Raw genomic sequence first — 23689 nt, 5'->3', positions numbered from 1 at the left:
GATTGCGCTCGCCTTGCGCGCAGACTTAGACTTTAGGGAAAAACTGGAAACTTCCGCCGTCGCGAGGAGTTGGCGCCCCATGAACATCTTCCACGTCGGAGCTGGAACATGGTCGACGACAGCCCGCTACGAACAGCGGTGGACACCGCTTGGTGCGTGTACCTTGCCCGGCATCGCAGCGTCGATGCAGCGGATGGCCGTCGTTGCCTGCTCGAGCGTCATCTGCAAGGGAGGCGGGAAGCGCGCGAGAGTAACGGTGATGCCCAGGAACTCGCAGCATTCGGGCTTGCCTATCTCGAGCGGCTTTCCGATGACGAATGTTGAGGCTCATCGAGGGCGGTATCTGTCGGCTGGCTAGCGCGAGCGCAAGGCCGGATTGGACCTTGCTCGCGATTTCGAACCTTCTGTCTGCGGCCATCGTGCTGATCGTGCGTTCAGCGATATAGCGAGCTCCAATGCGTATCGCCCAGCTGGCTCCGCTTGCCGAAAGCGTCCCTCCGAAGCTCTACGGCGGCACCGAGCGGGTGGTAGCCTGGCTTGTGGATGAGCTTGTCGAGCTCGGTCACGACGTCACGCTGTTTGCCAGCGGTGACTCCCGAACGAGAGGCAAACTCCACCCGGTATGGCCACGCGCGCTGCGTCTCGGCCGGAAGGGCGCCGATCCGAACGCAGCCTGCGCGATGCTGCTGGAAGCGATCGCGAGACGAGCCAACGACTTCGACGTGATCCACGCCCATATCGACTGGCTTCCGCTGCCGTTGCTCAGTCGCCTTGGCGTACCGTTCCTGACGACCATGCACGGCCGCCTTGACTTGCCTGGCTTGCCTGACGTGGTTCGGCAGTTCCCAGAAGCAAGCTTCGTGTCGATCTCGGATCACCAGCGCCTGCCGCTTCCGGATGCGAAATGGATTGGAACGATCCAGCACGGGCTGTCGTCGGAGCTGTTGGATCCATCCTATGAGGAGGGATCCTATCTGGCGTTTCTTGGCCGTCTCACGGAGGACAAGGGTCCGGAGGACGCCATCCGCATCGCGCACGCAGCCCGGATGCCTCTTCGCATCGCCGCGAAGATTCCACGCGCCGAGACTGCCTACTTCAGGAAACACCTTGCGCCCCGGATCGACGGCGAGATGATCCAGCTTATCGGCGAAGTCGACGACGTGAAGAAGCAATCATTCCTTGGCGGAGCAGCCGCTCTGCTATTTCCGATCGCTTGGCCGGAGCCTTTCGGGCTGGTCATGATCGAGGCGATGGCGTGCGGAACGCCCGTGATCGCCTATCGCTCCGGCTCTGTCCCTGAGGTCATCGAGCACGGCCTAACCGGTTTCATCGTCGAGAACGAGGAGCAGGCGGTCAAGGCGGTCGGCGAATTGGGCAAGCTGGATCGAAGGAGAGTGCGCGCCCGCTTCGAGGAACGCTTCACCGCATACCGAATGGCGCGCCAGTACGAAGATCAGTACCGCAAGCTGGCTGCCGCGGCAGCTCGGAAGGTCAACACGCAAATGTCGGAAAGGTGAAGGGAGGCGGCGATGTCGCTGTGCTAGATCGCCGCGCCCGATGAGGTGTCGCCGAGCCGGATTCCTTCTGTTTTGCCCGACGTGTCAAAGAATCTTCGCGCGTGCAAAAACAGCGAGGTAAGACAACCCCTTGGCTACTGTGCATGGGGTTGTTTTCGCGAGTTTTGATCGAGGCGGGCCCGCTCGCCTCACGCGCCGCAGACGATCACGCCGTACCAGCCGAGCCCGCGATAGGTCTCGTAGCCTGGGGTGGCATGGAACGCGACCAGTGTGCCCGTGCGTTCCTGATAGAAGCCGGAGCGCTGGCCGTTCAGCGACAGCGAGATGCGTTCGCTGAGGATGCCCTGGCCGTCGGAGGCCGCGATCACGCGAAAATTGGAATCGACCAGCAGCACGCGCGCCTTGTCGCTGTCGCCGACGCGCACGCCCTGCACGATGGCGCGGGCCTGCGGCTCCCAGTCGAAATGGATGGCGAGCACCCCGATCGGTGCGCCATGAGCCTGGCCGCCGGCGCGGACGCTGGCGCAATAGGTCGCGACCTGCGCATTGCCGAGCAGCGGCTGGTTCTCGACGTCGCCGGCGACATAATCGTCGCCGGAGCGAAGGCCTTTCGCATCGCGAAACCATCTGGTGTGGGCGACGTTCTGGCCGACGACGCGGAAGCGGTCGGCGCGGCCGTTGGCGATGACGTTGCCGTCGAGGTCGCAGAGCCAGAGATCGAGATAGACGGTGTAGGCCCCGAGGATCACGCCGAGGCGCTGCGAGGCATGGGAGACGGCCGCAGCACTGGGCGAGGCCGCGCAATCGACCACGGCGGAATCGGTCGCCCACCAGCGCACATCGCAGGTGCGTTCGTAGAGATTGCGGTCGATCAGCTCGATCGCGTTGAGCGACAGGTCGACCATGCGCTCGCCGCGGGAGCGCTGGCTCATGCGGTCGATCGAGGCGACGAGATCGCCGGTGCGTTTGGTCAATTGGGTCTCGAGCTCGCGGGCGATGGTCTCGACCTGCTGGCCGACGCCGCGCACCTCCTGCGCCACCACCGCAAAGCCCGCGCCTTGCGCGCCGGCGCGCGAGCTCTCGATCAGCGCGTTGAGCGCCAGCATCTTCATCTGGTTGGTGATCTGCTGGATCGACTTGGTCTTGTCGACCGCGATCTGGTTGACCTCGGCGGTGAGACGGTTGATCAGCGCGGAGATGTCGGAATCATCGTCCGCGGGCTCGGTGGCGATCGGCTTGGCTTTCAGACCCAGCGCAGCAGACATCGGGGACTTCCCTTGGCAATGAGGTCTGATCTGCAATGAACCCGGAACAACGACTTACAGATCGAATACGATTCTTTTTCGAGGATTCCGCCTAACGCCTGCTTAATTTGCTGTTTGACGGGATGCCTAAATGATAGTCAGTGCGCCCGTCGGGGCGGCCATCCACCGCTTTGTGCGGCCGGACCGTTGCAAATCCGTCCCGGATGCCGACCAATCCCCTGAAGCCAGTGACTCTGCGTTCGCGTGACCGCCTGGCCCTTCGAGTTCCCCAACATCTGCCTCTGTCATGACGCCGCCAGCCACCGCCTTGCCTATCGAAGCGCCCCAGGCCTTCCTGGGCGTGGCGCGCTCGCTCACCGACAAGCTGTGGCGCGACCGGCTTGATGCCCGCGGGGCAGCCCAGGCGCTCGCCATCGTGCAGCGGCACCAATTGCCGGAACTGCTGGCGCGGGTACTGGCGGGCCGCGGTGTCGACATCGACGCGGTGTCCGACTTTCTCGATCCGACCATCCGAAAGCTGCTGCCGGACCCGTTCACGGTGACGGAGATGGAGGCCGCTGCCAAACGCATTGCGGATGCCGCGACCAAGGGCGAGAAGGTTGCGATCTTCGGCGACTACGACGTCGACGGCGCGACCTCGGCGGCGCTGCTGGCCTGGCATCTGCGCCATTGCGGGCTCGATCCGCTGATCCATATTCCCGACCGGATTTTCGAGGGCTATGGCCCCAACACGGAAGCGGTGCGCGCGCTCGCGGCCAAGGGCGCCACGCTGCTGATCACAGTCGATTGCGGCACCACCAGCATAGAGCCGCTCGCCGAGGCCAAGCGCCTCGGCATGTCCGTGGTCGTGATCGACCATCACCAGGCTGGCACGGAGCTGCCGGTGGTGGATGCGCTGGTCAATCCGAACCGGCTCGACGATCTCTCCGGCCTCGGTCATCTCGCCGCCGTCGGCCTCGTGCTGGTGACGCTGGTGGCGGTCAATCGCGAGCTGCGCCAGCGCGGCTTCTGGACCAGCGAGATGCCCGAGCCCGATCTCCTGGGCATGCTGCATCACGTCGCGCTCGGCACTGTCGCCGACGTCGCGCCGCTGATCGGTCTCAACCGCGCCTTCGTCGCCAAGGGGCTGATCGCGATGCGTCGGCGCGACCATGTCGGCCACACCGCGCTGATGGACGTGGCGCGGCTCAACGGCCCTCCGGAGGCCTGGCATCTCGGCTTCATGCTGGGCCCGCGCGTCAATGCCGGCGGTCGTATCGGCCGCGCCGATCTCGGCGTGCGGCTGCTGCTCGAAGGCGACAGCGTCGAGGCAGCGCGTATCGCGGCCGAGCTCGACCGTCTCAACAGCGAACGTCGCGTCATCGAGCAGGCGGCGGAAGCCCAGGCCGAAGCCGAGGCGCTGGCCTCGATCGGGCTGGAGGACAAGCTCGCCGTCATCGTCACGGCCTCGGAAGGCTGGCATCCCGGCGTGGTCGGCCTCGTTGCCTCCCGCCTGAAGGAGAAGTTCTCGCGGCCGGCCTTTGCCATTGCGCTGGAGCCGGGGGGGATCGGCACCGGCTCGGGCCGCTCGATCGCCGGCGTCGATCTCGGCAAGGCGGTGCGGCAGGCGGTCGCCGACGGCATCCTGCTCAAGGGCGGCGGCCACGCGATGGCCGCGGGCGTGACGCTGCGCAAGGAGAAGCTCGCCGAATTCCGCGCCTATCTCGAGACCGCGCTGGCGCGCGACGTCGCCGAGGCGCGCCACGTCAACGAGCTCTATATCGACGGCGCAGTCACCGCCCGTGCGGTGACGCCGGAGCTGGCGACGACGCTCAACCGCGCAGGTCCCTTCGGCAGCGGCAATCCCGAGCCGGTGCTGGCGCTGCCGGCGCACCAGCTCGTGTTTGCCGACGAGGTCGGCCAGGCACATCTGCGCCTGCGTTTCAAGGCGGGCGACGGCTCCATCGTCAACGGCATCGCGTTCCGTTCGATCGGCCAGAAGCTCGGCAATGCGCTGCTCGCCAATCGCAGCCAGCAGATGCATGTCGCGGGCTCGCTCTCGGTCGATCGCTACCAGGGCGCCGAGCGCGTGCAATTCCGTGTCGTCGACGTCGCGCTACCGGACCAGGGGCCATCCGTGATTAGATGACGCATGATCCGGAAAAGTGCGAAGCGGTTTTCCGACAACGATCAAAGACAACGGTTCCAAACAACAAAAAAAGGGAGTGAGCATGGCAGGGCAGGTTGAGGGCAAGGTCGCGCTGGTGACGGGTGGCGCCTCCGGCATAGGCGAGGCCATCGTCGAGCTGTTCGCGCGCGAGGGCGCGACTGTCGTCATCACCGATATCGACGAGCTGCGCGGCCCGGAGCTCGCCAGGCGCGTAACAAACGTGGGCGGCAAGGCGATCTTCCTGGAGCAGGATGTCACGAGCGAAGAGCGCTGGATCGAGATCGTCGCCGAGATCGCAAAGCGATATGGCCGGCTCGACGTGCTCGTCTCAAATGCCGGGATCGGCATCTCCGTGCCTTCGATCGTCGACATGACCCTCGCCGACTGGCGCAAGCAGAACGCGATCAACCTCGATGGCGTGTTCCTCTCGGTCAAGCATTGCCTGCCTTTGATGCGCAAGATCGGGGGCGGCTCGATCGTCATGATGTCCTCGCTGGCGGGACTGCGCGGCTCGCCCGGATTGTCGGCCTATTCGGCGACCAAGGGCGGCGTGCGGCTGTTCGCCAAATCCATTGCGATGGAGTGCGCGGCGGCAGGCGACGGCATCCGGGTCAACTCGGTTCACCCCGGCATCATCGACACCCCGATCTGGGGCAAGATCCCGACGGGGGCGGCCGGCGCCGGCCAGAATGCCCCGATCGATCCGGAGGAGCGCGCCAAGGTGGTGACGCCGCTTGGTCGTGCGGGCCAGGCGGCGGAGATCGCCTCGGGCGTGCTATACTTGGCTTCCGATGCCTCGCGCTACGTCACCGGCAGCGAGCTCGTCATCGACGGCGGCATGAATGCCGGCGGCGTGCCGCGGCGCGCTTGAGCTGCGCAGGGCAGGGTGGCGGCCGCAGGGGCTGACGCGCAGGCGCAGTCCCTGTACAACACTGGGCAGCTCCCGACCGAAAGAGGTGTCCTTCGCCATGGCGCACAGCCTTCACGCTTCTTCACCCGCGCCCGCGCCATTCCGTTCCAACCGGCCGGATCTCGCCACCGACGCGATCCGCACCGCGCGCGAGGATCTCGCCGCCTGCTTCCGCATGGCCGCGCGCAACGGCTTTGAGGAGGGCATCTGCAACCACTTCTCGGCCGTGGTGCCCGGTCATGACGATCTGTTCCTCGTCAATCCCTACGGCTACGCCTTCCGCGAGCTGACCGCGTCGAAGCTGTTGATCTGCGACTTCCACGGCAACGTGCTCGACGGCGAGGGCGTGCCCGAGGCGACCGCGTTCTACATCCATGCCGAGATGCACAGGCTGCTGCCGCGCGCCAAGGTCGCCTTCCACACCCACATGCCCTACGCGACAGCGCTGTCGATGACCGAAGGCGAGCCCCTGATCTGGGCCGGCCAGACCGCGCTGAAATTCTACGGCCGCACCGCGGTCGACCGCGACTACAACGGCCTCGCGCTCGACAGCCGCGAAGGTGCCCGCATCGCCTCCGCCGTCGGCGCTGCCGACATCGTCTTCATGAAGCATCACGGCGTGATGGTGCTGGCGCCGACCATCGCGGAAGCCTGGGACGATCTCTATTATCTCGAGCGCGCCGCCGAGGTGCAGGTGCTGGCGATGTCGACGGGGCGGAAGGTGCTGCCGGTCGATCCCGCCGTTGCGGCGGAGACCTACAGGCAGATGCGCGAGGGCGATTCCGAATCCGCCCGGCTGCATCTCGCCGCGATCCGGCGGCAGCTCGATGCGGAGGAGCCGCAATATCGGCACTGACCACGATGTCATGCCGCGGCGCGGGAGCTGCGCTGCGCATCAGCGGGCCGCGTCGAACTCTGACTTCAGCCAGTGCCGTACAGCCTCGACCGGCTCGGTGAGCGGCCGGTTGCGGCTGCGGACCAAGTGCAGCGAAGAGCCTTCCAGCTCCGGCCCGAATGGTGCGACCAGCGTTCCCTGCGAAAGTTCGTCGGCGACGAGCACAAGACTGTGCAAAGCGACACCAGCGCCGGCGACGGTTGCCTGGATGGCATGGGTTTCATCGCTGAAACGCACGCCGGCGCGCGCATCAACGTCGTCCATGCCGGCCGTCTTGAACCAGCGCCGCCAGGTCGGATTTCGGGCATCACGACGGTGCCAGTCGAAATGTAGCAGCGTTGCTGAGCGCAGGTCGCTCGGTCTTCGGATGCCCAAGCGCGGACTGACCACCGGTGCGAAACGATCGACCGTGAGCGGCTCGGCAATCAGATCGGGATAAGGACCGGAACCGTAGCGAAGTGCGAGATCCGCGGTCGAATTGAGATCGGCCACCTCCAAGCTCGCAAGCAATGTGAGATCAATGTCGCCTCTGCTCTTTCGGAGCCCAGCAAGACGCGGCACCAGCCATTTGGCTGTGAAAGCCGGCGTCGCCGAAAGTGTGACCACCGCCCGGCGTCGCTTCCGGCTCAATCCCTCCAGAACACGCGCAAACGCATCAAAGCCGTCGCGCAGGACCGGAAGCAGGACCTGACCTTCCGCGGTGAGCAGAACCTGCCGCGTCCGGCGCTCGAACAGCCTGACCCCGACCGTCTGCTCCAGCTGTCGCACCTGATGGCTGATCGCGGTCGGCGTGACGTGAAGCTCATCGGCGGCGCGCTTGAAGCTGAGGTGACGTGCCGCCGCTTCAAATGCACGCAATCCCGCCAGCGGAGGAAGCCTTCTCATCGCGAACTCAAGGATGAATGCAGTTCATCCATAAGCTGAGCAACTTTCGTTTGTCAACGACGGGGCCTGAACCGATCTATTGGGCAAACAGATGAGAGGAGTTCTGCAATGCAACTGCTACAAATCGATTCAAGCGCGCGGTTAGAGCCTTCAGATGCAAATCCGCGCGGTTCGCACACCAGGCGTCTGACTCAGCGTTTCGTCCAACGATGGCTACAGTCGCGGCCGGGGGATCGCGTCGTCTGCCGCGACCTCGGTCGCTTCGCACCGAGTCCGGTGACGGACGACTGGGTCAAGGCGGCCTTCGCGAAGCCCGATCGGCGCGAGCCATGGATGAGAGAGGCTTTGGCGGAAAGCGATGCGCTGGTCGACGAGTTGATCTCAGCTGATCTGATCGTCGCGGGCGTGCCAATGTACAACTTCGGTGTGCCAGCGCAGTTCAAGGCATACATAGACAACATCGTTCGGGTCGGACGCACGTTTGGCTTCGACCGATCACGCCCGGACAATCCATATTCGGCGCTGCTTGAGGGCATGGACAAGCGTCTTGTCCTGCTCGGTTCGCGCGGAGACTACGGGTACGATCCGGGCGGGCGTATGGCCGCCGTCAATCATGTCGAAGGAGCCGTCCGGGACGTGTTTGCTTTCATCGGGATCACGGCCTTCCACAGCATCGCAGTCGAGTACGACGAATTCGCCGACGATCGGTTGCAGGCGTCGATTGCCGCGGCCGAGCGTGCCGTGGATGACCTCGTCGACGAGATGCTGAAGCTGACAGAACAGCGAAACGCGGCTTAAGGGTCGGCTGCAGCGGCGGCGGAGGCGCCAGCACCGACGCTCCCAGCCGTGCTAGTTGGTTTGCCGCAGCTTGGCCAGCACTTTGAGCCCGCCGTAGCCGTCGGCGGGCGCGATCCCGACCTTCTGCTGAAACTCCTTGACTGCCTTCATGGTGTCGTTGCCGACCCGGCCGTCGGTGCCGCCGGTGTCGAAGCCGGCCTTGGTCAGGCGCGTCTGCATCTCCTGCACTTCGGCGAGCGTCAACGCACGCTCGGAGCCCGGGAAGGGCTGGATGAAGGGCGGAGCTCCCAGGCAGCGATCCCCGAGATGGCAGATCGCCAGCGCGTAGTTCATGGAAGGGTTGTAGCTCTTCACCGAGTAGAAATTCGGCCCGAGCAGGAAGGTCGGCCCGCCCGCAACCGGCGTCCACATCTGCGCGGATGCGTTGGGCTGCGGAAACGGTTGGCCGTCGGCACGCGTCACGCCGGCCGCCTGCCAGGCCGCATAGGTCCGGCTGCCGCTCATGTTGGCGGGCGCGCGCACCTCGTAGCCCCAGTGCTCGCCGCGATGCCACTTGCCACGATTGACGAGATACTTTGCCGTCGAGCCCAGCGCGTCGTCGGGCTTGCCGAATGGCGAGACCTTGCCGTTGCCGTCATAGTCGATGCCGACATTGAGCCAGACCTCCGGCATCCATTGCGAATGGCCCATCGCGCCGGCCCATGATCCCCGCATGTCCTCAGGCGTGGACCAGCCCTTGTCGACGATGCGCAGTGCATTGATCAGCTCGGTCTCCCAATAGGCCTTGCGGCGCGGCTCGTTCCAGGCGAGCGCGGCGAGCGAGGGAAACACCGGCCTCATGTGGTTCTGCTGCACCAACGGATCGCCATAGGCGGACTCGACGCCCCATAGCGCCAGCAGCGTGCCGCGCTCGACCCCGAAATCGCGCTCGATGCGGGCGAACAGCGCCTCATTGTTCTTCAGCGCGATCTTGCCGTTGATGATGCGCCAGTCCGAAACGCGGCGGTTGATGTACTGCCAAACCTGCTCGCGGAATTCGGGCTGGTTGCGCATCTGCGCGAACACGCTCATGTCCGGTTCGACCCGTCCCATCGCGCGCTGCCATGTCGCGGCGGAAATGCCTTTTGCCATCGCGCGCGCACGGAAGCTCTCGCGCCATTCGTCGAAGCCGGGAGGCGCGGCGAGAGCGCGGGTGGGAAGCGCGAGCAAAGCGGCTGCACCGAGCGTCGATTGGAGCAGCGCGCGGCGTGTGTGACGGGGCGTGGAATCAGTGTGCTTCATGGGCACATTCTAGCCGGAAACATGGCACGTGTGAGTCGGTTCCGAAATGGCCGCGTGCGTCAACTCGGCCCGACCCCGTCGGTCGTTCCCACCGGAACAAGTGCCGCACTCCCGCATTCCTCCCACGCCAGGAGGAGAAGAGTCGGTCCTGGTACGGCCGTCCTTCCTGTTCATCGAAGCATTGGGGTGGAATGAAGATACGCACACATGCCGAAAGCCATATCGTCGAACTCGACGACGGATCGCAATGGAAGATCTTTCCCGGCGACCTCGCGACGACGCTGAGCTGGAAGCCCGAAACCGATCTGCGTCTGGAGCCGAGCGGTGAGCGGGTGAATTCGCACGTGCTGGTCAATCCCGCCGACCAGACCCGCGTGCGGGTGATCGCGGCCGACGAGAGCTGGCCGGACGGCGCAGTCAAGAACGCCTTGAAAGGCGGGTAGCACCAAGGGCCACGATAGCCGCGAATGCCGGCCGCCTAGTCCTCCTTAAGGTCAGCCGCGATTCCGGAAAGCCAACGCCGGATCGTGGTTTCCGCCTTTGAATCCAAATTGCGAGCGAGGCGCTTCTCCAATTCGAGCACACGCTGCCGGCACGCCTTCAAAAGAGTCGCGCCTCGCGGCGTCAGCGTCCATTGCTGGATGCGGCCGTGAACGGGATGAGGCGTCATCGCAATCGCGCCGTCGCGCTCGAGATTGCGGATGATGACGCCGACGGTCTGGGGCGTCAGGAAGGTGAGACGGGCGACATCGGCCCCCGACAAGCCCGGATAGGCGTTCAGCATCGTCAGCACCGCAAATTGCGGCGAGGTCACGCCGAGATCGGCGAGCGTGCGCTCCATCGTCAGGCGAACCGCGGCGTGGGCCTGGCGCAGCAGGTAACCGAGATTGCCTTGCTCGCCGCGCTTGCCTTCGCCCGGTGCTGGAACGTGCACCGCACCGGCTGCAACGGCCTTGGGTCCCGATTGCGATTTCGCGACATTCGTCTTGCGCGACATATAAGAGCTCTTATAAGATGTCCGTGCTCTTATAATATGCCGAGGTGAATGGCAATGTCACACGCCCGCAGCGAATATGAAGATTTCAAGCGGATCGCGCCCGATGCGTTTGATCTGGTGCTGGCGCTGGGCCAGCTTGCGGCCAAGGCCGGCCTCGACAAGCAGCTGCTCGAGCTCGTCAAGCTGCGCGCCTCGCAGATCAACGGCTGCGCGTTCTGCGTGCAACACCACGTCCTGCTGTCGGAACGGATCGGCGTTCCCCTCGACAAGCTTCATCTGCTCGCGGTCTGGCGCGAGGCGCCGATCTTTTCGCCGCGCGAGCGGGCCGCGCTCGCCTGGGCCGAGGCGCTGACCTGTCTGCCTGACGGGGTCAGCGAGGAGGTTTACGCCGAGGCGTCCCGCGAATTCTCCGAGACTGAACTGACGTATCTGACCTCGGCGGTCGCCTCGATCAACGTCTGGAACCGTTTTGGTGCGGCGTTTCGCTGGACGCCTGCAAAGCGGCCGGTCGCAGCGGCCGCCGCTGCAGCTTCGTCCTGACGGAGAGAGGGGAGGATCACGATGACAGTCATGAGCCTTTCGGCCCTGCAGTACCCGTTGCCGTCACGTTCGACAGCGTTCGCCGTCATCGCAGGATTAGTCTGCGCGCTGGCAATCGGCAAAGCTCTGCCGGTGACGATCGACAGCGTGTCCAGCGCCCTCGCGCCGCTCTGCGCGACGGCGGCGGAGGGCTCGCCGCTCGACAAGGTCGAGCCGATCGGCTCCTACGCGCTTCCGAACGTGCCCGGCAAGCGCGTGACCATCGTGCGCGTGTCCTATGGTCCAGGCGGGTTTTCGCGGCCGCATCGTCACTCCGGCTCCGTCACCGCCTACATCACCAAGGGCGAGATCCGCTCGCAGCTCGGCGGCGGCCCGGTCGAGACGTTCGGCGTCGGCCAGTCCTTCTTCGAACCGCCGGGCTCGACGCATCTGGTCTCGGCCAATGCCAGCATGACCGAGCCGGCGGAACTGATCGCGGTGTTCGTGGCGGATGAGGGCGCGCAGCTGACGACGTTCCTGGAATAGGCTGCGCGCGTCATCCGCAATGGCCGTGCTCAGGCCGATCGCGATCGCCTCAACCGCTTCCAGGCCGGCGCGAGTCCGTATTGGACGACCGGAATGGCGACTGCGCCGACGAGCAGTCCAAGCGCACCCGAGATGGCTGCCTCGACCGACCATTCGACGATGCCGGCAACGGATGGAAGGAGATGTGCGGCAGCCTCGGTTATGGCATGGACCGTGTGGCCGATCGCGGGTGGGCCGTACTTCTCGATGCCGTGCAGGATGATGCCACCGCCGACCCAGATCATGGCGGCGGTGCCGATCGTGCTCAGCACCGCCAGGAAAACGGGCATGCCGCGGACGAGCGCGCGCCCAAGCAATCGGATCGCGCCGCCGGCGAGCGAGGCGCCGTCGAACCGCGCGAGGGCGATGCCGGCATCGTCCGCTTTCACGATCAGGGCCACCACGCCATAGACACCAACGGTGATGAAGAGGCCGACCAGCGCCAGCACCAGCGCCTGCGTCCAGATGCTGCCCGCCGGGAGGGCCGCCAGCGTGATCGCCATGATCTCCGCCGACAGGATGAAATCCGTCTTGATGGCGCCAGCGACCTTCTCGTCCTCGACCGACTGGGCATTCAACGCAATCGGCTCGAGCTGAGCTTCGTGCTGGTGCGCATGATGCGGCATCACGGCTTCGAGCACCTTTTCGGCGCCTTCATAGCAGAGAAAGGCGCCGCCCAGCATCAGCAGCGGCGTGACCGCAGCGGGAAGGAAATAGCCGAGCAGCAGGGCAATCGGCAGCAAGATCAGCAGTTTGTTGCGTAGCGATCCGACCGCGATCTTGCCGACGATCGGCAGCTCGCGTTTCGAAGCGAAACCGATGACGTAGTTCGGCGTGACCGCCGCATCGTCGATGACCACGCCAGCCGCCTTTGTGCCTGCCTTGGCTGCCTGGCTAGCGACATCGTCGAGCGAGGCTGCAGCCACCTTTGCGATCCCCGCGATATCGTCGAGAAGACCGATCAGTCCGACACTCATCAACTCATCCTTCTTCGTTCGAGGGGGGGAGTGCGCGACCAGATGCGTGCTGCCCGCTCCAGCAACGAACCAGCACGCTGTCAGTTCTCCTCGCCGCCCGCTCCCTCGCGCAGGTCAGGCTTGAGCACGTCTTCCGGCAGCGCATGGGCCACCGGCTGCGCCGTGACCGCGATCTCCGGGCCGATCTCGCGGCCGCGCGCGCGGATCAGCCGTTCATAGGCCGAGACCAGCGTCGCGTAGGGGCTGACCCAGATCCAGCCATCGCGGGTGAACACCTGGACGTCGAAATGCAGGTGCATCGAGGTGCCGGCGGGACGGTCGAGGTAGTTCGAGATCACGCCGATCTTCTCGCCTTCGGTGACGATGCGGCCGTTGATGACGCCATCGGCGTTCATCGCATGCGGATTCATGTGCATGTAGCGGAAACGGATGTGCTCGGTGCGGCTATTGACCTGAAGCGTCGCGGCCTGGTCCTTGGCTCCACGGATGACGATTGCGTCACGCACGGCGACGACGCCGCGCCGCTTGGAATCGCAGGGCTCGCGGCCTTCGCCGGGCGGCGGGCAGTCGGCGGCGCGGATGTCCTCGCCCTGGTGGCCGTAACCTCCGCCGCATTGCCACACCTCGAAACTACGCGACTCGCAGAAATTGTCGCGCCAGGGATAAGCGGTCGGGCCTTCGCTCTTGTCGCGCTTGCCGAAGGATTGGGAGCGCACGAAGGCGGGCGCCTTCTCCAAGGGAAAGCGGATCTGGGCATAGGCCATGGCGTCGGGATGACCGCCCTGCTTGCGGTAGCCGGTGTTCGGAATGATGTCGCCGCTCGGCCGGTAGCTGAAATCCGGTGAACGCACCGCGGGCCGGTCGATAATGTTGGAGGCAACGTCCGCCAGGGGCCGCATGCGCTGGCCCCCTGCGACGCGCAGTGCCTTGAGGAAGCGCTCGGCGACTGGATAGGCCTCCTTGCAGGCGAGCCGCCGTGGCCTCGCGACACTGTCGAGGCACTGGATCGAGACCACATAGGTGGCGCCGAAGCGGGTGAAGGCGTAGCGCACATAGCCTTCCCGGATGAACCTACGCAGATCCGGGTAGGTTGCGGCGAGCGGCTTGACTGGCTCGCCCTTGCCCCCGGCCGGATCGGCGATGTCGTAGATCAGCGCCGAGCCCGTGATCTGCACCTCGACGGGCTTTGCGTACACCCGGCTCGGCATGCCGTCACCGGCGCCGGGCTCGAGCGAGAAGGTCGCGCTGTAGCCGGCAGGACCGGCATCGAACATGTCGACGGGATTGAAGTCGGCCTGGTAGCGCGACAGCGCGAGCGTCGCCGGCGCGCCGCTGCGCTGCGCATCGAGATACGCGGCGGCGTCGAACGGCAGCAGCACGGGGACGGGACTTCGGGTAATGCCGGTGAAGAAGCGCGAGGAGACCGCGTTGAGCTGCACCAGTGCCGGCATCGCGCGCGGATCGTAGCGCGGCACCGAACGGCGCGGTGCGAAGATGAAGTCGCCCGCAATTTGCGGACGGCTGTTGATCTCGCTGCGAAGCTGATCGAGCGCCGCGCGCCACTCGATGCGCAGGGCCGTCAGCGAGGGACTGCGGAACTCGTCCGCAGCGATCGGTGCAGCAACGAGGAGCGACGGCAACGCCAGGAGAAGCGAGACGAAGCGGAGACTGTTCCTGCCCACTGCTTCGCCCCCCGGCGGTACCTGTTCCGATCCTCGATGGCTCGTTTAGTCCTTAGCACGCTCGGAGTAGGAGCCGTCTTCGGTCATCACCACAATGCGCGTGCCGACCGAGATGTGCGGCGGCACGGTGGTGCGCACGCCGTTGGACAGCACCGCCGGCTTGTAGGAGGAGGAGGCGGTCTGGCCCTTGGTCACCGGCTCGGTCTCCACCACTTCCAGCGTCACGCGCTGCGGCAGTGCGATCGACACCGGATTGGTGTCATGCATCGACAGTTTGACGGTCATGTCCGGCTGGAGATACGCGGCCGCGTCGCCGACGACGTCCTTGGAAACCTGAACCTGGTCGTAGGTCTCCGGGTTCATGAAGTGGTAGCCATCGCCATCTTCGTAAAGGAAGGTGTAGTTGCGCTCTTCGATGGTGGCCTTTTCGACCTGGTCGGTGGTCTTGTAGCGTTCTGAGATCTTTACCCCGTCCGAGATTCGGCGCATTTCGATCTGGCTGACCGGGGTTCCCTTGCCGGGATGGATGTTCTCGGCGCTCACGACGACATAGAGCTTGCCGTCTTGCTCGATCACGTTGCCCTTGCGGATAGAACTGGCGATGACTCTCAAAGCTGTATTTCCTGCTTGCTTGGCCCGGCACCAGCCAGGACGTGGTCGAATTGCTGGGGGACTTGGGGCCTCAATTCGGACCTCGGCACCCGTTTCGGGCCGCAACATACTGATTTTGCCGTTGGATGCCAGCATTTTGCTGCCGGCTGGGGCGGTCGGTTGATGGCTGGGGACAAGCCGATGTCGCCGTTTTGGTCGCCCGCGCGCCACCTCGACCGACGGCCGTTCCTCCAGGCTAGGGGCGCCGTGACCGGAGCTTTGCGGGGGTTTTTCGCCGAACAGGGGTTTGTGGAGGTCGAAACCTCCGTTCTCCAGGTCTCTCCGGGCAATGAGACCCATCTGCACGCCCCCCGGACCGAGATCATGCGGCCCGACGGCAGCCGGGCCAGCCGATACCTGCGCACCTCGCCCGAATTCGCCTGCAAGAAGCTGCTGGCGGCGGGCGAGACGCGGATTTTCGAGTTCGCACGGGTGTTCCGGGACCGCGAGCGCGGCGACCTGCATCTGCCCGAGTTCACCATGCTGGAATGGTACCGGGCGGGAGCGCCCTATGATGCCATCATGGCCGATTGCGTCGTCGTGATCGCTCGGGCGGCGCAGGCGACCGGGATCGGGACCTTCTCCTTCCGCGGCCGAACCGCCGATCCCTTCGCCGAGCCGGAGCTCCTGACGGTCGCAGGCGCCTTCGCGCAGTTCGCCGGCATCGACCTGCTGTCGACAATCTCGGGCGGCGAGGGTAACCGTGCGGCGCTTGCCGCTGCGGCAGCCGGGAAGGTCCGTGTCGCCGAGGATGACACCTGGTCCGACATCTTCAGCAAGGTGCTGGTCGAACACGTCGAGCCACATCTGGGGCAGGGGCGTTTGACCATCCTGTTCGAATACCCATCTCCAGAGGCGGCGCTGGCGCGGGTGAAGACGGACGATCCGAGGGTCGCCGAACGTTTCGAGGTCTATGCCTGCGGCGTCGAGCTCGCCAACGGCTTTGGAGAGCTGACCGATGCCGGGGAGCAGCGCAAACGCTTCACGGAATCCATGACGGAGAAGCAGCGCCGCTACGGCGAAGCCTATCCGCTCGACGAGGATTTTCTGGCGGCGGTCGCCGCAATGCCGGAGGCGAGCGGTGTCGCGCTCGGCTTCGACCGGCTGGTGATGCTGGCGAGCGGCGCCACACGAATTGATCAGGTGGTGTGGACACCGCCTGCGGATGAGAGATGACAAAGACGAACCTTGCACGCACTCTGCGCGAACCTGCCGAGCTGGTAGCCGAGGGCCTGGTCCCCGCATCGGCGCTGCCGGCGCTCGAACGCGTCGCCGCGCGCTATGCTGTGGCGATCACGCCGGATCTGGTCGGGCTGATCGACGCGACGGATCCCGACGATCCCATCGCGCGGCAGTTCGTTCCTGTTTCGGCCGAGCTCGAGGCGCAGCCGGGCGAGAATGCCGATCCGATCGGCGATCACCCGCATTCGCCGGTGGCGGGAATCGTGCACCGCTATCCCGACCGGGTGTTGTTCAAGCTCGTGCACGTCTGCGCGGTCTATTGCCGCTTCTGCTTCCGCCGCGAGATGGTCGGGCCCGGCAAGGAGAATGCGCTGTCGGAGAGCGCCTATCGCACCGCGATCGACTACATCCGGTCGCATGACGAGATCTGGGAAGTGATCCTGACCGGCGGCGATCCCCTGATGCTGTCGCCCCGGCGGATGAGCGAGATCATGGCTGACCTTGCGGCCATCGATCACGTCAAGATCATCCGTCTCCACACCCGTGTCCCGGTGGCCGAACCAGCGCGCGTCAGCGCGGAGATGGTTGCAGCCCTGAAGGTTGCGGGCGCGGCCACCTGGGTCGCGGTACACGCCAATCACGCGCGCGAACTGACGGGGGCCGCGCGCGATGCCTGCGCGCGGCTCGTCGATGCTGGAATTCCCCTGGTGAGCCAGTCCGTGCTTTTGCGCGGCGTCAATGACGACATCGCCGCTCTCTCGGATTTAATGCGAGCTTTCGTCGAATGCCGGATCAAGCCCTATTATCTGCACCACGGCGATCTCGCCCCGGGAACGGCGCATCTGCGCACGACGTTGGCAGAGGGGCAGGCCTTGATGCGGCAGTTGCGCGGGCGGGTGTCGGGCCTGTGTCAGCCGGACTATGTCATCGACATTCCCGGCGGTGCCGGCAAGTCGCCGGTGGGTCCGAATTACGTGTCGGCGGTGAAAAATACCGCAAACGAGACAAGTGAAGCGGAATCAGAAACGCGCTATCGTATCGTCGACTATTGCGGCGACGTTCATCTCTATCCGCCCGAGGCATGAGTGGCGATAGCATCGACGCTGACTTGAGTGCTGGGCTTGGACGCTGATTTGAGAATGGAGAAATGGACATGACGAAGATCATGCTGGCAGTATCGCTCGTGGTCTTGCTTGGCGGCGCGGCTGTTGCGCAGACCGGCGGCTCCAAGGGATCGACCTCAAGCGGCGCATCGTCCGGGTCGGTGTTGCCGGCGCCGGTCGGTCATCGCCAGCCGCGTGCCAGCGATGTGCCTAGCGAGAAGAATCTGAGCGATCCCAACGATCCGCTCAGCAAGGAAAACCAGGCGCTCGACAAGAAGATCAAGAGCATCTGCCGCGGCTGCTGAGGCTTTCACCTCTCCCCGTCGGGGAGAGGTGAGGAATGAGCCATCCCAAGCTCGGCCATCCGTCAGGCTGATCGCTCGTGCAGTCCGGCGCGCCGGATGTTGCGGCGGATTTCGACCGCGTCGGCGAGCTGCTCGAGCGTCTTCGACGTCGTTGCCCAGTCAATGCAACCGTCCGTGATGCTCTGCCCATAAGTGAGCGGCTTGCCCGGTACGACATCCTGCCGGCCGGCGACGAGGTTGCTCTCGATCATCACGCCCATGATGCGGCTCTCGCCGCCCGAGATCTGACGGGCGATATCGGCCATCACCAGCGGCTGGTTCTCCGGCTTCTTGCTCGAATTGGCATGGCTGGCATCGACCATCACCAGCGGGGCAACGCCGGATTTGGTCAATTCGTTGCAGGCCGACGCAACGCTTGCCGCGTCGTAGTTCGGCTCAGCTCCGCCGCGCAGGATGATGTGGCAGTCCTCGTTGCCGGCGGTCGAGGCGATCGCCGAGCGGCCGAGCTTTGTGACGGCCATGAAATGATGGGGATGCGAGGCTGATTTCACCGCATCGGCCGCGATCCGCACATTGCCGTCGGTGCCGTTCTTGAAGCCGACCGGGCAGGACAGCCCCGACGCCAGCTCGCGATGGATCTGGCTCTCGGTCGTGCGCGCGCCGATCGCGGCCCAGGAGACGAGGTCGGCGATGTATTGCGGCGTGGTCATGTCGAGGAACTCGGTGCCGGCGGGCAGGCCGAGATTGTTCACCGCCGCGAGCACGTTGCGCGCGAGCCGCAGCCCCTTGTTGATGTCGAAGCTGCCGTCGAGGTCGGGATCGTTGATGAGGCCCTTCCACCCGACCGTGGTGCGGGGCTTCTCGAAATAGACCCGCATCACGATCTCGAGCTGATCGGCGAGATCCTCGCGAAGCTTTGCTAGCCGCTCGGCATAGTCGAGCGCCGCCTTGGGATCATGCACCGAGCAGGGGCCGACGACGACCAGAAGGCGGTCGTCCTGATTGCTCAGGATGGCATGGATGGCGTTGCGCGCGGCCATCACCACACGCGTCGCGGTGAGCGTGCGCGGGACTTCCCGCATCACCTCTTCCGGCGTGCTCAGCTCTTTCAGTTCGCGGATACGAAGATCGTCGGTCGTGCTCAGCACGGCGGGCTCCTGTCTGTTTTAGAACCTGCCGGCCAACAAAAAAGCCGCCAGGGTCTGGCGGCTGTTCGGACGTTTGCTGCAATGTTTCAGATTGAGCGCGATCCTCCCGCCGCCAGCGAGCTGTCGTAGCTAAAATACCAAAAATAGCTGGTGGCGACGGTGATCATGGAAAGGCCATATAGCGTGCTGCTGGCGCCTTGTCACCCCCCAATCAGAATGTGGAGCGACGAGGCGCCTCAGGTGTTGCCATTGCGTGCCGCCAGCGCCATGCCGATCAGGGTGGCGCCGCCGAACAGCAGGTTGATGCCGACGAGGACGCCAATGGCCCACTCCGCCGAGCTCGGCAGTCCCGTGATCACCATGAACGAGATCGCGATGTCGACGAGGCCCGAGATCAGCAGCCACGACCAGCGGCCGCTGAGCTCACGGCGGTGCTCTAGCGCGTACATGATGGTGGCGACGCCCTCGGCGAGGAAATAGGCGCCGAGCACGATGGTCAGCGTCAGCACGGCCTGCATCGGCCGGGCCAGCAGCAGCAGGCCGGTGAGCACGGCGAGCGCAGCCGAGATCAGCGACCACCAGAAGCCTGGCGTGCTGCGCGCCCAATAGGTCGCGATCAGTCCGCCGATGCCGCCGATCAGGAACATCCAGCCGAGGAAGATCGCGGTCGCAAGACTGGCGAGCGGCGGCACGACGAGCGCGGCAATGCCGAGGACGGCGAGCAGGATCCCTTCGAACAGAAAAGCCTTCCAGTGCGCCTTGACCGCCTGGTTCATCTCGGATTGGAGGCGGGCAAATTCCTCGGGCGATGTCATCGTCTGGCTCCGGAACGAGAGGATTGCGTCCCAATCTAGTGGGCCTGTCGCGCGTTCGCCATGCGTTGGATCAAGTGCCGCCGGGCGCCGACGAAAAGCCTTCCGCGTTGGTGCGAATGCGGTTGCGGCCGAGAATGTAGATAGCTGATGTGACAATCAGAAGCGCAAGGCCGAGCAGGATCGAGACGAAACCGATCGGAATCAGCGCCAGCGTCAGGTTGCGCTCGGGGTTGATCAGCCAGTGATGGATCGAGGTCAGGACAAAGGCGAGCCCGACGAACCCGATGCCGCCGCCGGCGAGCAGCAGCGCCCACATCCGGCGCAGCTGGCTGAGCCGCTCGCGCGCGACATCGGTTCGCGGCGCGTGGTGGCGCGCGACGCGCCGGACCAGGCGGATGGCGAAGGCGATCGAGCCGAAGCCGATCAACAGGCTCGCAGCGCCCAACCACATGCGGAGTGTCGGATCGAGATCGGGCATGCGCTGGAGCGTCAGCAGCGGGAAGTCGAAGGCCGTATGAAGCGCGAGCGGGCCACCGAAGATCAGCAGCCGGCTGGAGAGACGGGCCCAATCGCGATGGTGGCGGTTTGCGCCAAGCGCCGTGCCCGCGCGCGCGATGGTCAGGTAGGCGCCAGCGATGATGCCGAGCGCGCCGTGGAACGGCACGGTCAGGACGCTGCGCAGCGCGGCAAGCGAGCGCCACATGTCGGCGTGCTGGACCAGGTAGGCGAGATTCTCGTAGGCGGCGAAGCCGAGGCCGACCGCGGCGCCGTAGACCACGGTGTCCATCGGATTGGCAAAGGTGCGTCGCTTGGTCGAGGAGACCAGCACGATGGCGAGCACCTTGACGGCTTCCTCGGGCAGCGCGACGCCGAAGATCGAATGCATCGCCAGCGCCGCCCAGGGATCGTCGGGGGCGGCGATCATCTTGGCGAAGGGGGCGCGGGCGAGGCCCAGGAGCGAAATGCTCGCCGCCCCTAACAGGAATGCGGTCCAGACCTGGGCCGGCGGCCCCGGGCGTTCCTCGGCAGCGATGACGAGCCAGAGCAACAGCAGCGCCGGGGCGATAGCGGCAGTTCCGATGACGGTGGGGAGCGCTTCGATCAGGTACATTGGCGCCGAAAATAAGTTCCCTTGATCCGCTTATCTACGTTCTCCGATGCGACCATGTGTCATGCGCCGGCTGTCGGCTCCCTGAAGGTGCGCGACAGCTGCCGTTCATCCGGGCTCATTGTGGGGAGTAGAATACGAGCGCAATCAATCGCATGATGGCAGAAGCTCGCCAGTCACCGCAACGATTGCCCGGTGCGCTGCGGATCGAGATTCGCAAGCGAGCTCAAGGAAATGCGCGGGATTCCTCGATTCTTGGCGCATCTGCGCAGCGTGCCGGCTGCTGGCCTTAGTCTAGTCAGTGCGTCGTGATCGCGGGCGGCGCGTCGGGTGCGACGTCGAAGGCGCCGAGATGGAATTCCTCGCCGGCGGACTCGGGCGACCCGGAACTCTGCGCCAGCAGCGTGAACGCGGCGCGCGGATATCGTTTCCAGATTTCGAGATCGCCGGCGGTGATGGTGAGCCAACCGAACGTGTACATGTAGCGTCCGGGCTCGGTGACCCGGCCGACCCTGTCCCAAGTGATCTTGTCGACTGCCATTCGGTCCCCCGATCGCAAGTCTGCAAAATGACGTCCGGCCAGAGGCACAGACCTGCAAAAGCTGATCCGGCATTGGGGCCGCTATAGGGCGGCGAATTCAGGCCGACTTCAGCAAGGGCGCGCGGACGATCAGGCGGACGAGGTCGTCCCGGTCCAGCTTTTCGGCGAATTTGACCGCAAAGCCGTGCTCGAACTTGCGGATCACCCGCCCGACACAGGCGCCGACCGCAAGCGGGGTTCCGACCACCGGATCATACTCGGAGGACACCGCGACGCCGGCCGTCGAGACGTCGATGATGAAGCACGGATGGCAGCTGCCGTCCGCGAGGGTCAGCACGGTGTGCGAGACTTGCGGAACGAAACGCGCGTCACGCCGCAGGTCCCGAACATTGACATCCTTCTGCTTCTTCTCGAGCCAGGTCAGCTTTTCCGACATCCAGGCGCGCCGCGCCCGCGTCATCTCGAGCTCCATCAGGAAGCCCGCCTTCAGCGTCGCGCTGATGGTGCCCTGGAATTCGCCGAAATCCTCGAAGTAGGAGGTCAAGCGCTCGCCGACCTTGCCGACCACGGGCACGTCCACGATCATCCGGAACGGCGAGACGCGCTTGGTGCGGCAGGCGAAGCTGCGGAGCTTGCCCTCGCAATCGTACCAGCGGGGCAGCGAGTAGCTGCCGCTGACCGTAACATCCACTGCTCGCTGCCTCAGGAAGTCTGCGACGGACATGAGCGCTGACCGGGGGTTCGGGTGATTGCCGTAGTTCCACGGTAGCGAGCAAATTCTAAGCAAATGATACTGCTGCCTAATAGCTGGGGTGAATTTTCGGTAAATGGCGCGGGTCGGCAGAGCAGCGGGAAGCGCGGCATAAGCGACGGCTAGCGAGGTCCGAACAGCACCAGGATACCCAATGCGGCAAAGGCGAACTGGATCATCGTCCATATCAGTCCGTTCGGACGATCTCCCATCGCAGGCGCGGCAATGCGCGCCGCAGCGCGAGCCCGGTCAATGCTTCGACGAGGGCGAGCAGAATGGCAATGCCGGCCAGGGAAGACCATGACTGGGTCGGAGGCAGCCAAGACGCGAGCCAGGCGGGAACCGAGGCTTTCAGGGGGCCGAGCAACGCGAACCATCCGAACCAGAATACAAAGCGCTTGACGAGGTCTTGGCCGATCATTTCAGGCTCGAGGCGGATACCGATGCTTGCCAGCGCGCTTTCGATGCGCTCGCCATCGGTCAGGAAGAGAAAGGCACCGAGGTAGAGCGGAACGCGCGAATGGACGAGCAGGGCGATGACACCGAACAGCACGATGTAGCCGAAGGCATCGCCGAGAATGTCAGCGACGGCCTGGCCTGACCGCTCCGGCGAGGGCGGCGTCAACGCCGCCTGGCGCTCCGGCAGTGATTGGAGGTGGGCCATGTGCGCCAGCATCTTGGCGCGCCGGTCCGGCGCATGCTGGCGCGGGTGGCGCAGCCATGTGGGAAGCGCCGGCATCTGCGATGCGTCTGCAATGTCGGCTTTGAGCTGCGGCATGGGCCTCGACCGGTTTCGACCTGACATTGGTCGGAGACGAGGGGCGAGGAGGTTCATGCTGCCGCGGCGGCTTGCGCCTCTGGCGCTCCCTAGCGGAATCGAACCGCTCTCTCCACCGTGAAAGAGATGAGAATAGGTCCATGGCCGTCCACCTCCTTAAAAATAGACATCGACAAGGCACAAACGAAGCTCAGGAAGATCCGCGGGCAGTGGCAAAGGAGAAGCCCATCACCCGCGCTGGCATCACGCGGCGCCGCAACGCCGCCAAGCGTCGGCGGCTACGCCTCCGGACACCGTTGGGGGCGGCTCGACGCCGACGGCGCGTCGTCAGCGCAGAACAACAACCGGCGCCTGTTGTGGCTCGCGATCGAATGGGGATTGGAGCGAGCTCCGAAGGTCGGCGCCGAGCTGTGCGACTACTGCCGGAAGCACGGGATCAACGTCGACTGGATACTCGACGGCGATCTAAGGGGCCTCAAGAGGATGATCGACGAACGCCGAGGGCACCAGAGGGCTGAGCGAGCCCTTTCGCGAGGTATGCCCAGCTCACGCCTGAGCACCAGCTGATCGTGACGGCCGAGATCAACCGCATCCTGGCGGAGCGCGACCAATGAAGCACCATTGACCAGGGCCCGCCGGTTCACGCTGGCGGGCCGTTCGTTTCAGGCATTTCTGCGTGGAACAACTGCCATTTGCAATGGAACCGGAATTAACATATGATATTTTTATTACAGTTGAATTATTACAGTTCAGAGTTGTGTTCATTGAAGCAGATTGCACCCCAGGGGCTCTGTCGGCGCCCCGCTCTCGTCACGCCTGAAATGGTTGCACTCGCGATCCTCGGGGG

The 23689-nt window shown here is 64.9% G+C and carries 25 protein-coding genes; 12 read left to right on the top strand and 13 right to left on the bottom strand.

The genetic code is table 11. The features are described 5' to 3' along the window. Nucleotides 1-108 precede the first annotated feature (108 nt). Together I6F16_RS01310 and I6F16_RS01305 are read left to right on the top strand one after the other, a co-directional pair. The gene (locus I6F16_RS01310) at nt 109-324 is read left to right on the top strand and encodes a hypothetical protein (protein ID WP_074447910.1); all 216 of its coding nucleotides are present in this window, start codon (nt 109-111) and stop codon (nt 322-324) included. A gap of 131 nt (nt 325-455) precedes the next feature. Next, on the top strand, nt 456-1517 hold the full coding sequence (locus I6F16_RS01305) for a glycosyltransferase family 4 protein (RefSeq protein WP_057029103.1): 1062 nt from the start codon (nt 456-458) through the stop codon (nt 1515-1517). A 188-nt stretch (nt 1518-1705) separates the two neighbouring features. Here I6F16_RS01305 and I6F16_RS01300 read toward each other — a convergent pair whose 3' ends face one another. Then, nucleotides 1706-2782: a methyl-accepting chemotaxis protein gene (locus tag I6F16_RS01300; protein WP_225113566.1), complete on the bottom strand. Its 1077-nt coding sequence runs from the start codon at nt 2780-2782 to the stop codon at nt 1706-1708. A gap of 286 nt (nt 2783-3068) precedes the next feature. Here I6F16_RS01300 and recJ point away from each other — a divergent pair, with 286 nt between their 5' ends. The 3 genes from recJ to I6F16_RS01285 all read left to right on the top strand — a co-directional run bounded on the left by recJ (nt 3069) and on the right by I6F16_RS01285 (nt 6697). Continuing rightward, the gene (recJ, locus tag I6F16_RS01295; RefSeq protein WP_225173365.1) at nt 3069-4910 is read left to right on the top strand and encodes a single-stranded-DNA-specific exonuclease RecJ; all 1842 of its coding nucleotides are present in this window, start codon (nt 3069-3071) and stop codon (nt 4908-4910) included. A gap of 82 nt (nt 4911-4992) precedes the next feature. After that, complete coding sequence (locus I6F16_RS01290) at nt 4993-5802, top strand: glucose 1-dehydrogenase (protein WP_036033467.1); 810 nt, start codon at nt 4993-4995, stop codon at nt 5800-5802. Between the two features lie 97 nt (nt 5803-5899). Then, nucleotides 5900-6697 (top strand): aldolase, encoded by a 798-nt coding sequence (locus I6F16_RS01285; RefSeq protein WP_225113568.1) that lies wholly within the window; start codon nt 5900-5902, stop codon nt 6695-6697. A gap of 39 nt (nt 6698-6736) precedes the next feature. On the opposite strand, the gene I6F16_RS01280 is transcribed toward I6F16_RS01285, so the two are convergent. Continuing rightward, nucleotides 6737-7594 carry a LysR substrate-binding domain-containing protein gene (locus tag I6F16_RS01280; RefSeq protein WP_225173364.1) on the bottom strand — a complete coding sequence of 286 codons (858 nt, stop codon included), beginning with the start codon at nt 7592-7594 and terminating at the stop codon, nt 6737-6739. A 135-nt stretch (nt 7595-7729) separates the two neighbouring features. Here I6F16_RS01280 and I6F16_RS01275 point away from each other — a divergent pair, with 135 nt between their 5' ends. Beyond that, nucleotides 7730-8419 carry an NAD(P)H-dependent oxidoreductase gene (locus tag I6F16_RS01275; RefSeq protein ID WP_225113570.1) on the top strand — a complete coding sequence of 230 codons (690 nt, stop codon included), beginning with the start codon at nt 7730-7732 and terminating at the stop codon, nt 8417-8419. A gap of 51 nt (nt 8420-8470) precedes the next feature. Here the strand turns inward: I6F16_RS01275 and I6F16_RS01270 are convergent, their stop codons facing one another. After that, the gene (locus I6F16_RS01270) at nt 8471-9700 is read right to left on the bottom strand and encodes a lytic murein transglycosylase (protein ID WP_225113571.1); all 1230 of its coding nucleotides are present in this window, start codon (nt 9698-9700) and stop codon (nt 8471-8473) included. Between the two features lie 191 nt (nt 9701-9891). On the opposite strand from I6F16_RS01270, the gene I6F16_RS01265 reads away from it, so the two are divergent. Further along, nucleotides 9892-10143, top strand: coding sequence for a hypothetical protein (locus I6F16_RS01265; protein WP_035999836.1), 252 nt, complete (start codon nt 9892-9894; stop codon nt 10141-10143). 35 nt (nt 10144-10178) lie between these two features. Here the strand turns inward: I6F16_RS01265 and I6F16_RS01260 are convergent, their stop codons facing one another. Then, nucleotides 10179-10697 carry a MarR family transcriptional regulator gene (locus I6F16_RS01260; RefSeq protein ID WP_225113572.1) on the bottom strand — a complete coding sequence of 173 codons (519 nt, stop codon included), beginning with the start codon at nt 10695-10697 and terminating at the stop codon, nt 10179-10181. 54 nt (nt 10698-10751) lie between these two features. On the opposite strand from I6F16_RS01260, the gene I6F16_RS01255 reads away from it, so the two are divergent. Beyond that, a complete protein-coding gene (locus I6F16_RS01255) occupies nt 10752-11237 on the top strand; it encodes a carboxymuconolactone decarboxylase family protein (RefSeq protein WP_225113573.1) in 486 nt (161 codons plus the stop codon). A gap of 21 nt (nt 11238-11258) precedes the next feature. Then, nucleotides 11259-11762 carry a cupin domain-containing protein gene (locus I6F16_RS01250; RefSeq protein ID WP_036022958.1) on the top strand — a complete coding sequence of 168 codons (504 nt, stop codon included), beginning with the start codon at nt 11259-11261 and terminating at the stop codon, nt 11760-11762. Between the two features lie 29 nt (nt 11763-11791). On the opposite strand, the gene I6F16_RS01245 is transcribed toward I6F16_RS01250, so the two are convergent. The 3 genes from I6F16_RS01245 to efp all read right to left on the bottom strand — a co-directional run bounded on the left by I6F16_RS01245 (nt 11792) and on the right by efp (nt 15072). After that, nucleotides 11792-12778, bottom strand: a complete 987-nt coding sequence (locus I6F16_RS01245; RefSeq protein WP_035999800.1) for a DUF808 domain-containing protein — start codon at nt 12776-12778, stop codon at nt 11792-11794. Between the two features lie 80 nt (nt 12779-12858). After that, complete coding sequence (locus I6F16_RS01240; RefSeq protein ID WP_225113574.1) at nt 12859-14460, bottom strand: M23 family peptidase; 1602 nt, start codon at nt 14458-14460, stop codon at nt 12859-12861. Between the two features lie 45 nt (nt 14461-14505). Continuing rightward, nucleotides 14506-15072, bottom strand: coding sequence for an elongation factor P (gene efp, locus I6F16_RS01235; RefSeq protein WP_028136595.1), 567 nt, complete (start codon nt 15070-15072; stop codon nt 14506-14508). A gap of 162 nt (nt 15073-15234) precedes the next feature. Between efp and epmA the strand changes: the two genes are divergently transcribed. The 3 genes from epmA (at nt 15235) to I6F16_RS01220 (ending at nt 17701) form a co-directional block, all read left to right on the top strand. After that, nucleotides 15235-16287, top strand: a complete 1053-nt coding sequence (gene epmA / locus I6F16_RS01230; RefSeq protein ID WP_225113575.1) for an EF-P lysine aminoacylase EpmA — start codon at nt 15235-15237, stop codon at nt 16285-16287. Then, entirely contained in the window at nt 16284-17378 is a 1095-nt protein-coding gene (locus I6F16_RS01225; RefSeq protein WP_035999791.1) for a lysine-2,3-aminomutase-like protein, read from the top strand. Before epmA ends, I6F16_RS01225 begins: the two co-directional genes overlap by 4 nt. Before the next feature lie 68 nt (nt 17379-17446). Beyond that, complete coding sequence (locus I6F16_RS01220; protein ID WP_035999808.1) at nt 17447-17701, top strand: hypothetical protein; 255 nt, start codon at nt 17447-17449, stop codon at nt 17699-17701. A 62-nt stretch (nt 17702-17763) separates the two neighbouring features. On the opposite strand, the gene I6F16_RS01215 is transcribed toward I6F16_RS01220, so the two are convergent. The 6 genes from I6F16_RS01215 to I6F16_RS01190 form a co-directional block, all read right to left on the bottom strand. Then, the gene (locus tag I6F16_RS01215) at nt 17764-18849 is read right to left on the bottom strand and encodes a 3-deoxy-7-phosphoheptulonate synthase (RefSeq protein ID WP_225113576.1); all 1086 of its coding nucleotides are present in this window, start codon (nt 18847-18849) and stop codon (nt 17764-17766) included. A 236-nt stretch (nt 18850-19085) separates the two neighbouring features. Further along, nucleotides 19086-19664, bottom strand: coding sequence for an HdeD family acid-resistance protein (locus I6F16_RS01210; protein WP_057029113.1), 579 nt, complete (start codon nt 19662-19664; stop codon nt 19086-19088). A 70-nt stretch (nt 19665-19734) separates the two neighbouring features. Then, on the bottom strand, nt 19735-20775 hold the full coding sequence (locus tag I6F16_RS01205; RefSeq protein ID WP_036022963.1) for a PrsW family glutamic-type intramembrane protease: 1041 nt from the start codon (nt 20773-20775) through the stop codon (nt 19735-19737). A 295-nt stretch (nt 20776-21070) separates the two neighbouring features. Continuing rightward, entirely contained in the window at nt 21071-21313 is a 243-nt protein-coding gene (locus I6F16_RS01200) for a hypothetical protein (RefSeq protein ID WP_225113577.1), read from the bottom strand. A gap of 97 nt (nt 21314-21410) precedes the next feature. Continuing rightward, on the bottom strand, nt 21411-22037 hold the full coding sequence (locus tag I6F16_RS01195) for a pilus assembly protein PilZ (RefSeq protein WP_036022965.1): 627 nt from the start codon (nt 22035-22037) through the stop codon (nt 21411-21413). Nucleotides 22038-22251: 214 nt separating this feature from the next. Then, nucleotides 22252-22842, bottom strand: coding sequence for a hypothetical protein (locus tag I6F16_RS01190; RefSeq protein ID WP_225113578.1), 591 nt, complete (start codon nt 22840-22842; stop codon nt 22252-22254). Nucleotides 22843-23689: the final 847 nt, after the last annotated feature.

Source organism: Bradyrhizobium sp. IC4060, from assembly GCF_020193715.1.
GTDB lineage: Bacteria > Pseudomonadota > Alphaproteobacteria > Rhizobiales > Xanthobacteraceae > Bradyrhizobium > Bradyrhizobium yuanmingense.
This window is presented reverse-complemented; position numbering and strand designations above follow the sequence as displayed.

Excerpts from the sequence above, each read along its gene's own strand:
- I6F16_RS01255 (WP_225113573.1), top strand. The coding sequence starts at position 10,752 with ATGTCACACGCCCGCAGCGAATATGAAGATTTCAAGCGGATCGCGCCC.
- I6F16_RS01245 (WP_035999800.1), bottom strand. The coding sequence starts at position 12,778 with ATGAGTGTCGGACTGATCGGTCTTCTCGACGATATCGCGGGGATCGCA.
- I6F16_RS01265 (WP_035999836.1), top strand. The coding sequence starts at position 9,892 with ATGAAGATACGCACACATGCCGAAAGCCATATCGTCGAACTCGACGAC.
- I6F16_RS01195 (WP_036022965.1), bottom strand. The coding sequence starts at position 22,037 with ATGTCCGTCGCAGACTTCCTGAGGCAGCGAGCAGTGGATGTTACGGTC.
- I6F16_RS01250 (WP_036022958.1), top strand. The coding sequence starts at position 11,259 with ATGACAGTCATGAGCCTTTCGGCCCTGCAGTACCCGTTGCCGTCACGT.
- I6F16_RS01310 (WP_074447910.1), top strand. The coding sequence starts at position 109 with ATGGTCGACGACAGCCCGCTACGAACAGCGGTGGACACCGCTTGGTGC.
- I6F16_RS01210 (WP_057029113.1), bottom strand. The coding sequence starts at position 19,664 with ATGACATCGCCCGAGGAATTTGCCCGCCTCCAATCCGAGATGAACCAG.
- I6F16_RS01220 (WP_035999808.1), top strand. The coding sequence starts at position 17,447 with ATGACGAAGATCATGCTGGCAGTATCGCTCGTGGTCTTGCTTGGCGGC.
- I6F16_RS01205 (WP_036022963.1), bottom strand. The coding sequence starts at position 20,775 with ATGTACCTGATCGAAGCGCTCCCCACCGTCATCGGAACTGCCGCTATC.
- I6F16_RS01300 (WP_225113566.1), bottom strand. The coding sequence starts at position 2,782 with ATGTCTGCTGCGCTGGGTCTGAAAGCCAAGCCGATCGCCACCGAGCCC.
- I6F16_RS01225 (WP_035999791.1), top strand. The coding sequence starts at position 16,284 with ATGACAAAGACGAACCTTGCACGCACTCTGCGCGAACCTGCCGAGCTG.
- epmA (WP_225113575.1), top strand. The coding sequence starts at position 15,235 with ATGGCTGGGGACAAGCCGATGTCGCCGTTTTGGTCGCCCGCGCGCCAC.
- I6F16_RS01260 (WP_225113572.1), bottom strand. The coding sequence starts at position 10,697 with ATGTCGCGCAAGACGAATGTCGCGAAATCGCAATCGGGACCCAAGGCC.
- I6F16_RS01285 (WP_225113568.1), top strand. The coding sequence starts at position 5,900 with ATGGCGCACAGCCTTCACGCTTCTTCACCCGCGCCCGCGCCATTCCGT.
- I6F16_RS01275 (WP_225113570.1), top strand. The coding sequence starts at position 7,730 with ATGCAACTGCTACAAATCGATTCAAGCGCGCGGTTAGAGCCTTCAGAT.
- I6F16_RS01270 (WP_225113571.1), bottom strand. The coding sequence starts at position 9,700 with ATGAAGCACACTGATTCCACGCCCCGTCACACACGCCGCGCGCTGCTC.
- I6F16_RS01290 (WP_036033467.1), top strand. The coding sequence starts at position 4,993 with ATGGCAGGGCAGGTTGAGGGCAAGGTCGCGCTGGTGACGGGTGGCGCC.
- I6F16_RS01200 (WP_225113577.1), bottom strand. The coding sequence starts at position 21,313 with ATGGCAGTCGACAAGATCACTTGGGACAGGGTCGGCCGGGTCACCGAG.
- I6F16_RS01305 (WP_057029103.1), top strand. The coding sequence starts at position 456 with ATGCGTATCGCCCAGCTGGCTCCGCTTGCCGAAAGCGTCCCTCCGAAG.
- I6F16_RS01190 (WP_225113578.1), bottom strand. The coding sequence starts at position 22,842 with ATGCCGCAGCTCAAAGCCGACATTGCAGACGCATCGCAGATGCCGGCG.
- recJ (WP_225173365.1), top strand. The coding sequence starts at position 3,069 with ATGACGCCGCCAGCCACCGCCTTGCCTATCGAAGCGCCCCAGGCCTTC.